The following is a 14810-nucleotide window of genomic DNA, read 5'->3' as shown; positions in this document are numbered from 1 at the left end:
GGGTATTATCAATGAGGGGGGGCGGCGTAAATGATTCGGCAAAATTGTCCATGTTGCGGATATCCCACGTTATTTGAAAGACGGGCGTGGGAAATTTGTAGTTTATGTAATTGGGAAGATGATGGACAAGACGATCCCCATGCAGATAAAGTTTGGGGCGGTCCAAATCGAGACTATTCCCTTACAGAGGCGCGGGAGAACTTCAATAAACATTACATTATGTATAGAGATGGACTAGAACAAACGGACAAAGAAATTCAAACTAAGAAAAGTTTAATTCTTGCTTTTGAACAACTTAAAACGGCCAATGATGAATCGGTTCAACGATTATGGCAGGAAATCGACTCTCTTGAAGAGATATTAGATGAAATTGTTCGGGAACAAGTGGAGCAGTTTAGCAAGAACGCAGAAAATCAAAATGGATGATACCGATACGGTAAGTCTCATGAATTCGGAACTAAGAACTTGGTTTATGCAGAAACGTGGTAAGACTCATGTCATCGCTATTAGGAAGTCTAATTACTTTTTCATTGTATAACTGTAAACGGGATTCGAACTCATCTCGGTTCTTCTCAAATTCTCTTGTCCATCTATACATCATTTTTAACATATTAAGATCAGGTTTATAGCTGCATTTTTCAATTCCAAGGTTTTGTTTGAGGAATCGAGTAAGTATTCTTAAACGTCGCTTCCTCAAAGGTGTATCTAGAAAAATGATCGTGTCCGACATTTCAAATAAACAACGATAGGATGGCCGGTCTGTACCTTCAAAAATCCATGCTCCATTCAGATCTATATTCTTAATAACTTCAATCTGTTCTTCCTCAGTACGTTTAAACCTTCCAGTTTCGGTTTGATGATGTACAATATTATCCAACTCATAGCAAGGAATATTTAGAATTTCAGAAAGTCTTCTGGCTATTGTTGTTTTGCCGCTAGCTACGATTCCGACGATAAAAATCTTTTTCAAACAATCTCCCCTAATCTGGAATTGGACAATAAGTTGAAATAGAATAAGTAAGCATACAGAAAAAAACGACAATCTAGGAGGCATAGAATGGCCCCCGAATTTTTATGGAAGTCTTTAATGAAAAACGGATCGATCGTTCTGTTTTGGAGTCAAAGCCGATTGGAGAAAAACGTCGAACGGATTAAGGAAGAAAAATTCGACGTGTATCTCTTTGATTGCGCGTCATGGGATAGTGAAAAATGCCTCTTAGAAGTGGGCGAGACATTGAATTTCCCCGATTATTACGGCAAAAACCTGGATGCGCTTCATGACTGTCTTTCTGATATCGTACCTCAAAATGAAGGCTTTGTCCTCGTATTCAAGAACTTCGACAGTTTCTATAAGATAGACAAAGAAACCGCGTATCACCTCTTAGATATAATTCAGATTAACGCCTGGCGGCTTCTACTCGAAGAACAAAAGAAGCTGATGGCTTTCGTGCAATCTAACGATCCCGACTTGCACATAAAAGACGTCGGGGCTTTCTCTGTGGATTGGAACTCGGAAGAATGGTTAAAGAGCAGCAGAAGGTAAGCCGAATTACTCCCCCATCCGCCTCCGAGTCGCTTCCAAGATACTCTCCTTCAGTTCCCCAATCTCCGCTGCCAACACAGCGAGCCGATCCGCATACCGCTCCCGCAGCGCCTCATCCTTCAACGCTTCCAAGTTGATCTCGATGGTGAGCAAGGCCGATTGCGCGGACGCCTCGAACAAAATAGCTCCGATGCCCAAATCGGAGATGACGTTCTTGTTGGCCGATGCCGCGATGCTTTGCGTGCACGCGAGACCTGCCTTGACTGTTTCCTTATTTTAAGTCAATAATTCCGACCAGATAAGGAGGGATTACATGCTCGATGTCGAACTATTCAAAGGAATAATACGAATACGACTACAAGGCACAAGGATGAAGACGATCATGCTCAAAGAGAAAATCTTGAATCGCCAAGCCGGAATCATCACTTACGGAATGACGCCGCCCAAGTCGAGCCATCCGGCCGAGAAGCTGGCGGAAATTACGGAGAAGCAATACGAACGGTTGAAGGATCTGGACCTTGACGGCCTGATCTTGTACGACGTGCAGGACGAAGCCGAGCGGACGGACGAGGAACGGCCATTTCCCTATTTGAAGGCGCTTGATCCAACCTTGTACAGCAAGAGCTATTTGGATCATTGGAAGGTACCGAAAATCATTTACCGGGTCATCGGCAATCATACGAAGCAAGAATTAGGCGATTGGCTGCGGCTGGACGCGGCAGATGACAGGTTCTCCGTTTTTGTCGGCACGTCCTCCAGCCAGCAGCAGATCACGATGAGGCTGCCGGAAGCCTACGAACTTAGCGGGAAGCTGAACGACCGGTTAATGCTGGGCGGCGTGGTGATTCCGGAGCGGCACATGAAGAAGAATGACGAGCATCTTCGGATCAAGGAGAAGGTGGACGGGGGCTGCAAATTTTTTGTATCGCAGGCGACGTTCAACGTGGAAGCGTCCAAGAACATGCTCTCCGACTACTACTATCACTGTCGGGAGAATGGCATCGAGACGGTTCCGATTCTGTTCAACCTGGCTCCTTGCGGCTCGCAAAAAACGCTGGCGTTTATGAAGTGGCTCGGCATCAGCGTGCCGAAATGGCTGGAGAACGACCTGCTTCATTCCGCTGATATATTGGACAAGTCCGTTACGTTGTCGCTGAAAATCTTCGAAGAGCTGTTTGCGTTCGGGCTGGAGAAGGGCATTCCGATCGGCTGCAGCATCGAGAGCGTATCGACGCGTAAGGTGGAGATCGAAGCTTCCGTACAGCTGGTGAAGGATATCCAAAGTTTGATCGACCGCAAGCTGAACGTTCATGTAACCGTGTAGCCCTGCAATCGCCAGCCAGGGCAAACGCCCTCATAGCCGCCGTTCCCGCCGGAGCTTGCAAGACCGCGCGCGAACGGCGCTTTTTCGCATCCCGCAAAACGCATGACAACTTAACATTGTAGGGGTAAGAACTTTAATTCGTTCAATGCTATGTACGCGCTTTCATACTATAATTTTCCTTGGAAAGGAGGAAGGCCCAAGACGCAAAGCGGTAAAACGGCACGAAAGCAAAAAAGCAAGCGACGACATCCAGAACCTACCGACGACTGGAAACCGAATGACATTAGGAAGTAGACACACCATCTATTCAAATTGCTGAGGAGGCAGATCATGTTCAAGAAAAAAATGATGACGGCAATTCTCGCAGCTTCCATGACTTTCAGTGTGTTCGCGGTGACGGCAAGCGCAAATACGTATTGGCAGAACTGGACGGACGGCGGGGGCACGGTCAACGCCACGAACGGCTCCGGCGGCAATTACAGCGTGAATTGGTCGAATACGGGCAATTTCGTCGTCGGCAAAGGATGGGGAACTGGAACGGCCAACCGGACGATCAACTACAACGCGGGAGTCTGGTCGCCGTCCGGCAACGCGTATTTGACGCTTTACGGATGGACAAGAAATTCGCTTATCGAATATTACGTCGTGGACAGCTGGGGCACGTACAGGCCGACGGGCACGCACAAAGGCACCGTGTCCAGCGACGGCGGCACGTACGACATCTATACGACGATGCGCTACAACGCGCCTTCCATCGATGGCACGCAGACGTTCCAGCAGTTCTGGAGCGTCAGGCAGTCGAAGCGGCCGACCGGAAGCAACGTCGCGATTACGTTCGGCAACCATGTCAACGCGTGGCAGAGCAAAGGCATGAATCTCGGAACCAACTGGTCTTACCAGGTACTGGCGACGGAAGGCTACCAAAGCAGCGGAAGCTCCAACGTGACGGTCTGGTAACGCGCTCGACAAAGGAAGGGCTGCCGGCTTCAACTCCGGCGGCCTTGCCTCATTCCATGTCCGATCCATGCAAAGGAGAACTCTCATGAGAAAGCCGCTGCGCTTCCTTGCCATCGCCCTCTTGCTTGTCGCCGGCGCCTGTTCGCAAGATCAATCCTTGCCCCGGGAGCGCGCAAAAGCGCCAGAGGCGTCCGAAGCGCCGAAGGCGACGCAAGCGATTGCCGTGCCCGAAGCGAACGATGCTCTCGTCTTCGTCGAAGGCGGAACGATGAGGAACGAAAAGTCCAATTACGATGGGAAAGCCGTCACGATCCCCGATTTTTATATCGGCAAATACGAGGTCACGCAGCAAGAATGGACGGCGATCATGGGCGGCAATCCGTCGGCCTTCCCAGGCGACCGGCTGCCGGTCGAGATGGTCAGCTGGTACGACGCCGTGGAGTACTGCAACCAACGAAGTCTAAAGGAAGGCCTGGAGCCTTATTACCATATATATAAGACCAAAATCGACAAAGCCAACACGAGCGAATTCGATCCCGTCAAATGGACCGTCGAAATGAACGAAGGAGCGAACGGCTACCGGCTGCCGACCGAAGCGGAGTGGGAATACGCGGCTGGCGGGGGGCGGATGAGCGAAAGCTATACGTTCAGCGGGAGCAACGAAGCGGACGAGGTGGCTTGGTACTGGAGAAACGCGGGCAACGAATATTTGTCGGGCGACTGGACCTGGGCCAGCATCGAGTCGAACAAGAATACGACGAAGCAAGTCGGACTGCGGAAGCCGAACGAGCTGGGGCTGTACGATATGTCAGGCAACGTGAGGGAATGGTGCTGGGACCGGTACGGCGAAGGAGACTTGAGTCTCGTCCACGAAGGGGCTTACCGGGTCGTCAAAGGCGGGGGCTGGATTGGCGATGTCGGCAATAGCCATATTTCGTTTCGCGGCAAATTCGAGGCGAGCGGTTATGGTCCCGACCAGGGCTTCCGCGTCGTTCGCCAAGGGTAAACAAGAGGGGCAAGGCGGGGCAACCGTTTTGCCCCTCCTCTTTGCGTTTACCCCTGCGATCGCTTCACTTGAATGCCGACGTTGCTCTCCTGTCCCTTCGCGCGCGCCTTTGACTTCCCCGCCATGTTCGTGCCGATTACTCCCGCGACGATAAGGACGGTACCGGCGAAATGATAGACGGTCAACGTCTCGCCAAGCCAGAACGCGCCGGCCGCGATGGAGATGACGGTGGACAGGTTGGTGAAGACACTGATCTTGGAAGCCTCGAGCTTGGAGAGCGCGTAGATGGACGAGAAGGCGGACACGATCGATGCGAGAATGCCGAGATATACCATCGACCAGACAAATTCCGCATGCGCCAGCGGAGCGAACAGCCGGTTCAAGGTTCCGTCGGCCGCGTGGCTCCAGAGCGACGCGAGCCAGAAGGCGACGAAGCCGATCGACATCATGGAGATGGTCACTTCGGAGGGCGTGAACGTACGCAGTAGATAACGCGACAGCACGGCATAACCCGCGGAGGCGAGGCAGGACAGGAAGAGCAGCAGGATGCCCGACAAGCTCGACACTTCGATGCCAGTGCCCTGCATGGCGAAGATCATGACCACGCCGGATACGGACAGCAGGATGGAGAGCTTTTGCCGAAGCGACGTGGACTCCTTCAGGAACAGGCTCGCAAGGAACGACGTTAGGATCGGGGTCGTGGCGAAAATAATGCCGCCTTCGGCGGACGACGCATGCTGCAGCCCGAACGCTTGCAAGGTGAAGAACCCGAGCGGATAGAAGAGGGCGAGCAGCAGCAGCCTCGGCCAAGGCTTGCCCTTAAGCGATAATTTGAATACGCCCGTGGCAACCAATACGACGATCGCCGCGAACGAGAAGGCGAACCGGAACGCAAGCGTATCGAGCGGGCTCACGTAGGCGAGAGCGACTTTCGTGTACATAAACGACAATCCGATGACGGACGCGTAGACCAGAACAGCGATATAAGCAAGGGTGCGTTCGCGTTTCGAAGGGGATGGCATGATGGAATCTCTCCTCTTTTTTTGTCTCGTGCGGTGAAGCTCGTAAGGCAATGGTAAGACTTTCTTGATCGAGCAACAACGCGAAAAAAGCACAACTGTTCCGGTACAGTTTAGGAGAGAAGGAATGGTGGCAGGGGACGTCTTCCGGTTGACCATCAGGGAAGGACCGGCGGTGGTTCGCCGAATCTAGCCATAGGTTTTGATTATTGCCGCGGTCCATGACACAATGGAAGAAGCGCATGCAGCGAAAATAATCGTGAAGGATGTGTGAGACCTTGGAATTCGAAAACGTGATGCAGGAGCTCGAGACGCTCGGCAAGGAACGGTTGAAGAAGATGTATATGACGAACGGGGCGCTTGAACCGGTCTACGGCGTGGCGACGGGCGAGATGAAGCCCATGGCCCGCAAAATCAAGAAGGATCAAGCGCTCGCCGAGGAGCTCTTCGCGACGGGCAATTACGACGCGATGTATTTCGCCGGCGTCATCGCGGATCCGGCCGCCATGTCGGAAGCGGATTTCGACCGGTGGATGGACGGTGCGTATTTCTATATGCTGTCGGACTTCGTGGTGTCGGTGACGCTCGCGGAGGCGGCCATCGCGCAGGAAGTCGCGGACAAGTGGATTGCCAGCCGGGATGAGCTGCGCATGTCGGCGGGCTGGAGCTGTTACTGCTGGCTGCTCGGCAACCGGCCGGATAGCGAATTCTCGAAGGACAAGCTGGCGGGCATGCTGAAGCAGGCGGTGGAGACGATCCACGATGCGCCCAAACGCGCCAAATTGTCGATAGGCAATTTCATTTATACGCTGGCCGTCTCGTACGTACCGCTACATGATGAGGCAGTCGAAGCCGCGAACGCGATGGGGCAGGTGGAGATCGGCATGGACAAGGGCAAGCCGAAGTATCTTTCGACGGTGGGCAACATCCAGAAGGCGATCGATAAGGGGCAGATCGGCTTTAAGCGCAAGCATGTAAGATGCTGATTGCAGCGGGCGGTCCGGGCATGGAGCGGTAGAGGCGATATGGCGTGCAGCGAGGCAATCATGCGGATAGAAGAAACGGCTCGGGATGAATCCTGTGCCGTTTATTTTTTTTTTACCCCGAACCGAATTCGGGCGCTCGCTGCGAATCTTATGAGAGAGTTTAATTTGGATACACGATAGGCGCGGAAAGGAATGAGCTAGGATGGACAAATCGGATCGCCACTATATATCGGAAGAAGAAATGATCCTCGAAATGGAGGAATTCGCGCGCGTATTTCCGATCCTTATGCACGAGATCGATTATATAGAAAGCTTGCGAGGCAAACTGAACGATTTTCAATTGATGCTCGCGGTGTCCCGGGCGAAGGATTCCATGTCGATCGTGGGCTGGGAGAGACGGCAGACCATCAACGCGATACTAGAGAAATATGCGTACTTGTACCGGGAGTATAGCAGGGAAGACGCGAACGAGTGGGTGAGTGACACGTTCGGTTTCGTGTGGGAACGGAATTACGCGTGGGTGCCTTCGCCCGGAGAAGAACCGGATTCGGAGGCCGTTACGGCGCAAGCGTTGGAGGAAGGGGCGAAGACGCAAGCGGAGGTTGCTTCGGCGTCTCTGGCGACCGACGCGGAGGACGAGGCGGCACGAGAGGCTGCGGCAATGGAGGTAGCCGAGCGAGCGGCGGCCGAGCGTGCCAACCGCCGCATGCATGAGCTATCTAGCCTGATTACGGTGAAGGAGTCCGAGTTGCTGCAGCTGTACCGGGAATTGTATCGATTGTCGGGGCTGCAGGTGAAGTCGGACTTGTAGCGGGCGGGTGCGCCCTGTGACCCATCTGCTTGACGGGCATCCTAGAACGCCCAATTGCCCTTGCGGAACACCGGCTCTATTTGGCCGTCCTTCGTGATGCCGTCGATATCCATGTCTGCCGAGCCGATCATGAAGTCGACATGGTGCTTCCGTTCTCTAGTTGTTCACAAGCGAATATGCGATATTGCAGGCGATCACTTCCTTGACTTTAAGCAGCCAAATGCTGTAGCTGAGCTTGCCGAACGGGTCCATTGAGGTCAACAGCTTTGTACTCCCGCTGTTTTGTCCCAAGCATATGAAGAACTCGGATGAGTTTTCCATATAAGGTGATGAGCGACTGTTTTTTCTTAAGTGGATTGTGACTGCGTGTCGTGAAATACCGATGTAGCGCTTGAAACTCTTTGTTCGCAGCTATCATGGGCATGATTGCTCGGAACAACAGCGCACATAAGCGTGATCGTCCTCACTTTTTTTTGCCCGTCTGGCCTTTGCGTATTCCGGAGCTGTTTTCTATAAGGTTCAGCCTGGTCAGACGAGACGGTTGTTTATATATTTTATAGGCTCATTCTTATATACAGTGCTGGTCTGGGGAAAAAAATAAATAAAAATTAACACATTTTAATAGAAAGGTTCTATATCTATACCAATATAATATCCATTAACAACATCTAAATTGTACTTTCTAGACTTTCCTTCTAGAATAATTTCTTTACTCGTTTCGTCACTCGCTTTTCCGATAGTTAGCCTAATGACATTGTTGGACTCTGTTTTATAATTAAGCTGTATAAAAGGTGAACTAAAAGGAGATATTCCTTGATACCAGCTATACCCCTTATCGGATGTAGTTACACTTGCTAGACCAATAGCGTCTGCATCATTTAACTTATAAAGAAATAGTGTTTCCTCGTCTACTGAAAGTCTCCGTATTTCAAAAGCTCCCATATCTAGTAAGCCATGATGAATAGCATCATCAACAGTATCATACCAAATTCTATCAGGTTCATTAGTGCAACTGGATAAATTAAATGAAATAAAAAACGCTATCAGTACAAGAAGAATTTTTTTCATTCCAATCACTCCATTTGTTGAAAAATTTGTAAATCTAAACTACTATGTATTCGGGGATGGAAAAAAATATGATAGGAGAGTGTAATGTGAAAAAAATCGGAACACTGTTGTTTACAATTTTACTCATGTTTACTTTGAGCAGTGTAGTCAATGCAGCTGGACCTATTTCTTTTAAGGAGGATAGCTATCGCGATCCATTAACGGGAGAAGTAGTTTTAGCAGTATATGAACTTGGTCTTAATGGAGAGCTAGTAGAAGTCCCTATTGAAGTTTACAAGGCTGAAATGGAACGATCCGCAATAGAGAAATCTAAGTTGGATAAGGTGATTAAACAAGAAGAGTCTCTTAATAAGATATTTGACCATTCAAATCCCTTATCACTTACCAACATTACAACTTCCCCAGAAGCAACTGCAGGTGTAATTAATCATAAATATTACAAGTTTGTAAGTCAACATTCTTTTGAACATCATTCTACCAATGCTGTAAAGGTTAGTAATGCAATCTATTGCAACAGTACAACTGAATGCCCTATTACAACAGGATGGACTGAGAGTATCTCACATAGCTTTTCTGCTACCGTAGGAACAGGTGAAAAAATACAAGCAGTACAAGCCGGAGCTGGGTATAACTATACTTATGCGAGTTCAAAATTGATAGAATATGAGCTACCTGTTCCTGTAGGTAAAACTGCGTATGTTGGGTTTAGACCAAAACTTAAGTCAAATTATGGCGTGTTACAATACTGGCATCATTATATAAATACCCATACTCTACTCAGTTCGGAACAAGCATCTGTTACTTATCCATTAAAAAATGCAGATGGGTCAGCAAATGGATACTATCTACTGATTGACAACAATACAGGACAGCCCTTATAAGGTGGAGCAGGAGGCTAGCCCAATATGTACTGAGTCATCAGCTAACTGATTTTAAAAAAAGAAAAGCAAGCACGAAATTCGGTCATTTTAGGCCGTAATAGGTGATTATCTTTCCGTGGAACAATTAAATAAAACGGCCTTGTTCGCATCCCCAGCGACAAGGCCATTTTTTTGTGTTTTCTTAGCTTTGCTCGAAATCTCTACCCGGGATTCAACCAACAATTTAACGAAAATATACGCTAAGAGCTTGGAGGTATTTAAAAAGCGGATTTTTCCTACTCTAAGCCCTTGTCCACTATGTTAGCGTTCATATACCGATGAAAAACGGCTTTCTACGTCCGCTAAGGTCGGTAGCGGCAGGAATGCACATCGGCTAATGGTTAGCGGATAAAAACGTCAAATTGATGGCGATACCCTAACTGAAATACGAAACGCAAGGGGATTGAGTATAATGCAACTTACTATTGTCGATTAAAACAAATGGGTATTTATGACAAAGTAGTGCGGCTTGCGGAGAAAAATGCAATACTGGACGAGCAAAAAGATATGGTAGTAGAGGCGAAAGAATTTTCGAAGGTGTATCCTATATTGATAAATGAGATTGACCATATCGAAAGCGTACGGGGAAAGCTTAACGACTTTCAGCTCATGTTGGCGGTTTCGCGCGCCAAAGATTCGATGGGGGTTCTGGGCTGGGAGCGCCGGCAAACCGTCAATTCCATTTTGGAACGATACTCGCATATCTACCGGGAATACGGACGCGAACATGCGGATGACTGGGTAGAAGTCACGTTCGGGTTGATCGTGGAAAGGAGCTACGCGGCAGAGTCCGATGAGGCTGAGGAAATCACGGCGTCTCCGGATCCGGAGATCGCCGCGTCGGCATCCGAAGAAGAGGACGAGGTGTCCGCGCAAGTCAGCCTTCGAATGCAAGAAATCTCCAGTCTGATCGTGGTGAAGGAGTCCGAGCTGCTGCAGCTTTACCGGGAATTTTATATGTTGTCCCAGCAAGATTCTTGATCGCCGCTGGCGGGCAAAGGGCACTTAGAACGCCCAATTGCCCTTGCGGAATACCGGCTCTATTTGGCCGTCCTTCGTGATGCCGTCGATATCCATGTCTGCCGAGCCGATCATGAAGTCGACATGCAGGATGCTTTGGTTCAGTCCGGCTTGCTCCAGCTCCTCGCGGGACATGGATGCTCCGCCTTCGATGCAGGTTGGATAAGCGTTGCCCAAGGCCAGATGGTTGGACGCATTCTCGTCGAACAGCGTATTGAAGAAAATGATGTTCGAAGCCGAAATCGGAGACTGGTGCGGAACGAGAGCCGCTTCTCCGAGATAACGCGAGTGGTTGTCCAAATCCAGCATCGTCTTCAAGGAATCGTAGCCCTTCTCGGCTTCGAAGTCCACGACCCTGCCGTTCTCGAACGTCAGGCTGAAGTTCTCGATCAGGTTGCCTTGATAGCTCAGCGGCTTGGTGCTTCGTACGACGCCGTTCGTGCCTTCTTTGCGAGGAGCCGTGTAGACCTCTTCGGTAGGCATGTTCGGGTTGAACGTATTGCCGCGTTCGTTTTTGGAGATGCCTCCGTTCCAGAGATGATGGTCGGGCAGCTCGATGACGAGGTCCGTTCCGGGAGCCCGGTAGTGAAGCTTCTTGTACTGCTTGCCTGCCAAATAAGCGCGTTTGGCGAGCAGCGCGTTATTGTGCGCCTCCCATGCCCCGACGGGATCCGCTTCGCTCACGCGGACGATTCGGAAGATCGCTTCCCATAACGCTTCGACGGCCGCTTGCGTTTCCAGCTTAGGGAAGACGAGCTTGGCCCAGCCGTCCGAAGGAGCCGCAACGATGGACCAAGTCATTCTTTTGGAAGACATGTATGTTCTAAAAGTGGCGAGCGCGGCCGAAGAGACTCGCGAGTAGCCCGCGATCCGCTTGGGATCGATTTCCTTCAGCAGCTCGGGGTCTTCGGAATGGATGAGCAGATAGGCGCCGGCTTGCTCTGCTAATTCCGTCATGGCTTGAGCTCGCCACGCCGGGTATTGCTCGAACGCTTCGTCGGGCGCAAGTCCGTAAGTCAGCTTCGTAATCGCCTCGTCCCGCCATTCCACGTGGACCTGCTTCGCTCCCTCTTCGTAAGCCCGCTTAACAATCAACCGGACGAGCTCCGGGACGTGAATGGGCGCGTTGATCCACAACACCTGTCCCCGCTGAATATGGACCGCCGTTCTGATGATCAGATCGGCATATTTTTCTAAATCCGCAATGGTTGGCATATCGTATTCCTCCTGTTCTAAAAAAAGTGTACCACAACCAATCGCCATTATGGATCTCTACGCTGGCGATAAGCGCGAGGAGAAACGCCATATCGATGCTTAAACAATTTGGAGAAATGGAATTCGTCGTAAAATTGCAGGGCAGCGGCGATTTCCTTGACGGACGCGCCCGTCGTCTCCAGCGTCGTCTTGGCGGAGGCCAGCTTGAGCTCTTGCATATAGCGGCTGGGAGACATGCCGGTCCTCGAGCGGAACCGGCTGAAGAAAACGGTGCGCGACAATCCGCTCTGCCGGACCCATTCTTCGACCGGGATCGTCTGACCGATGTTTTTGTGCATGTGGTACAGAATGGCGTCCAGCTCGGGATGGCGGCCGGCGTTACCGGCGAGCCGCTCTCTCGCGAAGAGCAGCAGCAGCTCCTGGATCGCGACATGGGCGGTGTATTCGTAACCGATCGGTTTGACGATGAGGCTGTCGATAAGCCGCTCGCTTAGGCGGGCGGCTTCCGCTATTTTGGCGGACGAAATCGGTTCTCCGACCGGTATGTCCAATTGAAGCGCCATATCCAGCGTGTCGAAGTCGGCAAAATAAAACTTCCAGTCCCCGCCAAGGCATCGGTAGGCGCTTGGCACATGCGGCGGGACGATCATATAGGTTCCAGCCTCCAGCTCATGCTTCCTGTCGCCCAGAGAGATTATGCCTCTCCCTTCATAAGTAACGAAAACTCCCGGGGCTTCAAAGCCGTTCGGTTTGGCGACTTGATAAGCATCATTCGCTTGTACTTTCCAGATCGACTTGAAGCGGCACTGGGGAATGGAGAGCTGCTCTTCCAGCTCGTAAGGGATATCCATATAGGACATGGATGCTCGCAACCTTTTTTGTGAGTTTAGTACGATTATACATGTTTTCGAGAACGGCTTCCATGGCGGGGAGAAGCGGCGGCTTATACAATGAAGCTATTACCGGATAAGGGAGTGCTGTTCATATGCTGCTCAAAGTAGGAAACCGCGAATTGGAACTCGGAGGACCGCATTTAACGGAATTAAGGGATTCGAACGATATTTTGCATGATTACGACGCCTTGAGGAATCGGATTGCTGAGGACGGCTACTTGCTGCTCCGCGGGTTCCATGACCGTGAGCAAGTGCTTAAGGCGCGCCGCAGTATTCTGGAGAAGATGGATCAGATGGGCAAGCTGGAGAGGGACACGCTGCTCGAGGACGGCGTTATGGCCGACGGCAGCCGAACGATCTTCATGGGAGGCACGAACGAAGATCTGCCCGAGCTGCTTGGCGTACTAAACGGAGATCATATTATGGGTTTCTTCGACCAGCTGCTCGGCGAGCAATCGCTGACGTATCATTACAAGTGGCTTCGCGCGGTCGGGAAGGGCGATTTCACCGGGGCTCATTACGACATCGTATATATGGGGCGCGGAACGCATAACCTCTTTACCGTTTGGTCTCCGATCGGCGATATCAATTATGCGATGGGCGGTCTCGCGATCTGTCTCGATTCGCATAACTTCGAGGAATTGAAGCGGTCGTACGGCACGAAAGACTCGGACCGCGACGACATCGGCGTCGGCCACTATACGGACGATCCGCTCGTCATTACGGAGAAGTTCGGCGGCAAGTGGGCGACGACCGAATTCCAAGCGGGAGACGTGCTTATTTTCGGCATGTTCCTGATGCACTGCTCGCTTGAGAATACGACGAACCAATACCGGCTAAGCGTGGACACGAGATACCAATCAAGTCTGGAGAAGGTCGATGAGCGCTGGACCGGCAAGAAGCCTCGCGGCCATCATAAGTAAGGGAAAAAATGAATAAATTTTACCAATACGAGTCGAATTCTGACACAATAGGAATCGGACATGGTACAATGGATGCATTCATCTGTCGGACGACTTAAGCCGTCTATATTAACGCAATCTAATAAGCTGTTCATGAACGACTTAGATTAAGCCCATAACAGGGCTTTTCTTTTTTTCGAAGGGAGTCGCGAGCATGAATCCGGACTATCGGGAACGAATCGACAAAGTTATCGCCTATATAAAAGAAAACTGCGAACGGAAGCTGACGCTCGATCAACTCGCGGACGTCGCCGGGTTTTCGAAATATCATTTCGCCAGAATTTTTGCGGCCGCGGTAGGCGTGACGCCGGCGGCTTACGCGAACAGGGAGAGGTTAAAAAAAGCCGTCGGCCTGCTAAGCGAATCCAATCGAACGATCCTCGACATTTCGGATAGATGCGGGTTCGATTCGGTGTCCGCCTTTAACGCGCAGTTTAAGAAACACTATGGCCAAACTCCGAGCGAAGTTCGGAGCGGCTTGAGGCATCATCGCAATTTCCCGCAGCAGGTCCGCAATAATCAGGCAGAGCCGAAGTCCAAGGAAGTTTACAATCATGAAGAGAACAAGCTTCTGAAGAGGGCGTGGGATACCTTGATAAACATCGTAGACATACCGGAACGCGAAGCGGCTTGCGTGAGGCATGTGGGGAGTTACATCGATACGCATACCGCATGGGAGAAGCTGGTGGAATGGGCTGGCCGGCAGGGACTGACTCCGGACCATGCTTCGTTTATCGGCATTTCGCTTGACGACGGGAACTTGGTGGACGAGCTTGCTTGTCGCTACGATGCATGCGTCACACTCCCGGAAGGTTTCGAGAAGCGAGGCCACCCCTCGCACATCGCATTCCGGACGTTAGCGGGCGGGCTGTACGCGGTTTATCCCTATTACGACACCGTCGAACGATTTGTGCTTGCCTATCAGACCGTATTCGGCTTATGGCTGCCGAACAGCGGATATGAAGCCGACGATCGTCCCTGTCTGGAGTGGACCAAAAACGATCCGGCGACGGATCCGGAAGGAAAATGCAAGGTCCATCTCTATGTCCCGATCAAGAAAAAAGAATAAAACGGTTTAAACGAAAG

Annotated in this window: 16 protein-coding genes and 3 pseudogenes; 11 read left to right on the top strand and 8 right to left on the bottom strand. The window is 50.9% G+C overall.

Going from position 1 to position 14810, the window contains the following annotated elements:
• Nucleotides 1-30: 30 nt before the first annotated feature.
• Nucleotides 31-426, top strand: coding sequence for a CPCC family cysteine-rich protein (locus tag RB620_RS09090; protein ID WP_308093651.1), 396 nt, complete (start codon nucleotides 31-33; stop codon nucleotides 424-426).
• A gap of 31 nt (nucleotides 427-457) precedes the next feature.
• Here RB620_RS09090 and RB620_RS09085 read toward each other — a convergent pair whose 3' ends face one another.
• The gene (locus tag RB620_RS09085) at nucleotides 458-970 is read right to left on the bottom strand and encodes a P-loop NTPase family protein (protein WP_308093649.1); all 513 of its coding nucleotides are present in this window, start codon (nucleotides 968-970) and stop codon (nucleotides 458-460) included.
• An 87-nt stretch (nucleotides 971-1057) separates the two neighbouring features.
• Here RB620_RS09085 and RB620_RS09080 point away from each other — a divergent pair, with 87 nt between their 5' ends.
• Complete coding sequence (locus RB620_RS09080) at nucleotides 1058-1543, top strand: barstar family protein (protein WP_308093648.1); 486 nt, start codon at nucleotides 1058-1060, stop codon at nucleotides 1541-1543.
• 6 nt (nucleotides 1544-1549) lie between these two features.
• Here the strand turns inward: RB620_RS09080 and RB620_RS09075 are convergent.
• A pseudogene (locus RB620_RS09075) lies at nucleotides 1550-1798 on the bottom strand (cyclodeaminase/cyclohydrolase family protein); the annotation flags it as partial.
• Between the two features lie 127 nt (nucleotides 1799-1925).
• Between RB620_RS09075 and RB620_RS09070 the strand changes: the two are divergent.
• From RB620_RS09070 to RB620_RS09060, 3 genes are all read left to right on the top strand, one after another.
• Nucleotides 1926-2867, top strand: coding sequence for a methylenetetrahydrofolate reductase (locus RB620_RS09070; protein ID WP_308093646.1), 942 nt, complete (start codon nucleotides 1926-1928; stop codon nucleotides 2865-2867).
• Nucleotides 2868-3197: 330 nt separating this feature from the next.
• Nucleotides 3198-3824, top strand: coding sequence for a glycoside hydrolase family 11 protein (locus RB620_RS09065; RefSeq protein ID WP_308093645.1), 627 nt, complete (start codon nucleotides 3198-3200; stop codon nucleotides 3822-3824).
• Nucleotides 3825-3909: 85 nt separating this feature from the next.
• The gene (locus tag RB620_RS09060; RefSeq protein ID WP_308093643.1) at nucleotides 3910-4830 is read left to right on the top strand and encodes a formylglycine-generating enzyme family protein; all 921 of its coding nucleotides are present in this window, start codon (nucleotides 3910-3912) and stop codon (nucleotides 4828-4830) included.
• Between the two features lie 47 nt (nucleotides 4831-4877).
• On the opposite strand, the gene RB620_RS09055 is transcribed toward RB620_RS09060, so the two are convergent.
• On the bottom strand, nucleotides 4878-5852 hold the full coding sequence (locus RB620_RS09055; RefSeq protein WP_308093641.1) for a DMT family transporter: 975 nt from the start codon (nucleotides 5850-5852) through the stop codon (nucleotides 4878-4880).
• A gap of 275 nt (nucleotides 5853-6127) precedes the next feature.
• On the opposite strand from RB620_RS09055, the gene RB620_RS09050 reads away from it, so the two are divergent.
• Nucleotides 6128-6835 (top strand): DNA alkylation repair protein, encoded by a 708-nt coding sequence (locus tag RB620_RS09050; protein WP_308093640.1) that lies wholly within the window; start codon nucleotides 6128-6130, stop codon nucleotides 6833-6835.
• A 202-nt stretch (nucleotides 6836-7037) separates the two neighbouring features.
• A complete protein-coding gene (locus RB620_RS09045; RefSeq protein WP_308093638.1) occupies nucleotides 7038-7646 on the top strand; it encodes a hypothetical protein in 609 nt (202 codons plus the stop codon).
• A gap of 41 nt (nucleotides 7647-7687) precedes the next feature.
• Here the strand turns inward: RB620_RS09045 and RB620_RS09040 are convergent.
• The 3 genes and pseudogenes from RB620_RS09040 to RB620_RS09035 form a co-directional block, all read right to left on the bottom strand.
• Nucleotides 7688-7789, bottom strand: a pseudogene (locus RB620_RS09040) (aminopeptidase); the annotation flags it as partial.
• A gap of 65 nt (nucleotides 7790-7854) precedes the next feature.
• Nucleotides 7855-8193, bottom strand: a pseudogene (locus RB620_RS30520) (IS110 family transposase); the annotation flags it as partial.
• Nucleotides 8194-8264: 71 nt separating this feature from the next.
• Complete coding sequence (locus RB620_RS09035; RefSeq protein WP_308093637.1) at nucleotides 8265-8714, bottom strand: hypothetical protein; 450 nt, start codon at nucleotides 8712-8714, stop codon at nucleotides 8265-8267.
• Between the two features lie 86 nt (nucleotides 8715-8800).
• Here RB620_RS09035 and RB620_RS09030 point away from each other — a divergent pair, with 86 nt between their 5' ends.
• Nucleotides 8801-9595 carry a DUF6060 domain-containing protein gene (locus tag RB620_RS09030; protein WP_308093635.1) on the top strand — a complete coding sequence of 265 codons (795 nt, stop codon included), beginning with the start codon at nucleotides 8801-8803 and terminating at the stop codon, nucleotides 9593-9595.
• A gap of 588 nt (nucleotides 9596-10183) precedes the next feature.
• A complete protein-coding gene (locus RB620_RS09025; protein ID WP_308093633.1) occupies nucleotides 10184-10615 on the top strand; it encodes a hypothetical protein in 432 nt (143 codons plus the stop codon).
• A 24-nt stretch (nucleotides 10616-10639) separates the two neighbouring features.
• Here the strand turns inward: RB620_RS09025 and RB620_RS09020 are convergent, their stop codons facing one another.
• Together RB620_RS09020 and RB620_RS09015 are read right to left on the bottom strand one after the other, a co-directional pair.
• The gene (locus tag RB620_RS09020; RefSeq protein ID WP_308093632.1) at nucleotides 10640-11869 is read right to left on the bottom strand and encodes an aminopeptidase; all 1230 of its coding nucleotides are present in this window, start codon (nucleotides 11867-11869) and stop codon (nucleotides 10640-10642) included.
• A 47-nt stretch (nucleotides 11870-11916) separates the two neighbouring features.
• Complete coding sequence (locus RB620_RS09015; protein ID WP_308093630.1) at nucleotides 11917-12729, bottom strand: helix-turn-helix domain-containing protein; 813 nt, start codon at nucleotides 12727-12729, stop codon at nucleotides 11917-11919.
• Between the two features lie 125 nt (nucleotides 12730-12854).
• Between RB620_RS09015 and RB620_RS09010 the strand changes: the two genes are divergently transcribed.
• Nucleotides 12855-13685, top strand: coding sequence for a phytanoyl-CoA dioxygenase family protein (locus RB620_RS09010; RefSeq protein ID WP_308093629.1), 831 nt, complete (start codon nucleotides 12855-12857; stop codon nucleotides 13683-13685).
• A gap of 193 nt (nucleotides 13686-13878) precedes the next feature.
• Entirely contained in the window at nucleotides 13879-14793 is a 915-nt protein-coding gene (locus RB620_RS09005; protein WP_308093627.1) for an AraC family transcriptional regulator, read from the top strand.
• Nucleotides 14794-14810 lie beyond the last annotated feature (17 nt).

Source organism: Paenibacillus sp. LHD-117 (assembly GCF_030929555.1).
Taxonomy (GTDB): domain Bacteria; phylum Bacillota; class Bacilli; order Paenibacillales; family Paenibacillaceae; genus Pristimantibacillus.
This window is presented reverse-complemented; position numbering and strand designations above follow the sequence as displayed.

Excerpts from the sequence above, each read along its gene's own strand:
- RB620_RS09090 (WP_308093651.1), top strand. The coding sequence starts at position 31 with ATGATTCGGCAAAATTGTCCATGTTGCGGATATCCCACGTTATTTGAA.
- RB620_RS09080 (WP_308093648.1), top strand. The coding sequence starts at position 1,058 with ATGGCCCCCGAATTTTTATGGAAGTCTTTAATGAAAAACGGATCGATC.
- RB620_RS09070 (WP_308093646.1), top strand. The coding sequence starts at position 1,926 with ATGCTCAAAGAGAAAATCTTGAATCGCCAAGCCGGAATCATCACTTAC.
- RB620_RS09065 (WP_308093645.1), top strand. The coding sequence starts at position 3,198 with ATGTTCAAGAAAAAAATGATGACGGCAATTCTCGCAGCTTCCATGACT.
- RB620_RS09060 (WP_308093643.1), top strand. The coding sequence starts at position 3,910 with ATGAGAAAGCCGCTGCGCTTCCTTGCCATCGCCCTCTTGCTTGTCGCC.
- RB620_RS09055 (WP_308093641.1), bottom strand. The coding sequence starts at position 5,852 with ATGCCATCCCCTTCGAAACGCGAACGCACCCTTGCTTATATCGCTGTT.
- RB620_RS09045 (WP_308093638.1), top strand. The coding sequence starts at position 7,038 with ATGGACAAATCGGATCGCCACTATATATCGGAAGAAGAAATGATCCTC.
- RB620_RS09035 (WP_308093637.1), bottom strand. The coding sequence starts at position 8,714 with ATGAAAAAAATTCTTCTTGTACTGATAGCGTTTTTTATTTCATTTAAT.
- RB620_RS09020 (WP_308093632.1), bottom strand. The coding sequence starts at position 11,869 with ATGCCAACCATTGCGGATTTAGAAAAATATGCCGATCTGATCATCAGA.
- RB620_RS09015 (WP_308093630.1), bottom strand. The coding sequence starts at position 12,729 with ATGTCCTATATGGATATCCCTTACGAGCTGGAAGAGCAGCTCTCCATT.
- RB620_RS09010 (WP_308093629.1), top strand. The coding sequence starts at position 12,855 with ATGCTGCTCAAAGTAGGAAACCGCGAATTGGAACTCGGAGGACCGCAT.
- RB620_RS09005 (WP_308093627.1), top strand. The coding sequence starts at position 13,879 with ATGAATCCGGACTATCGGGAACGAATCGACAAAGTTATCGCCTATATA.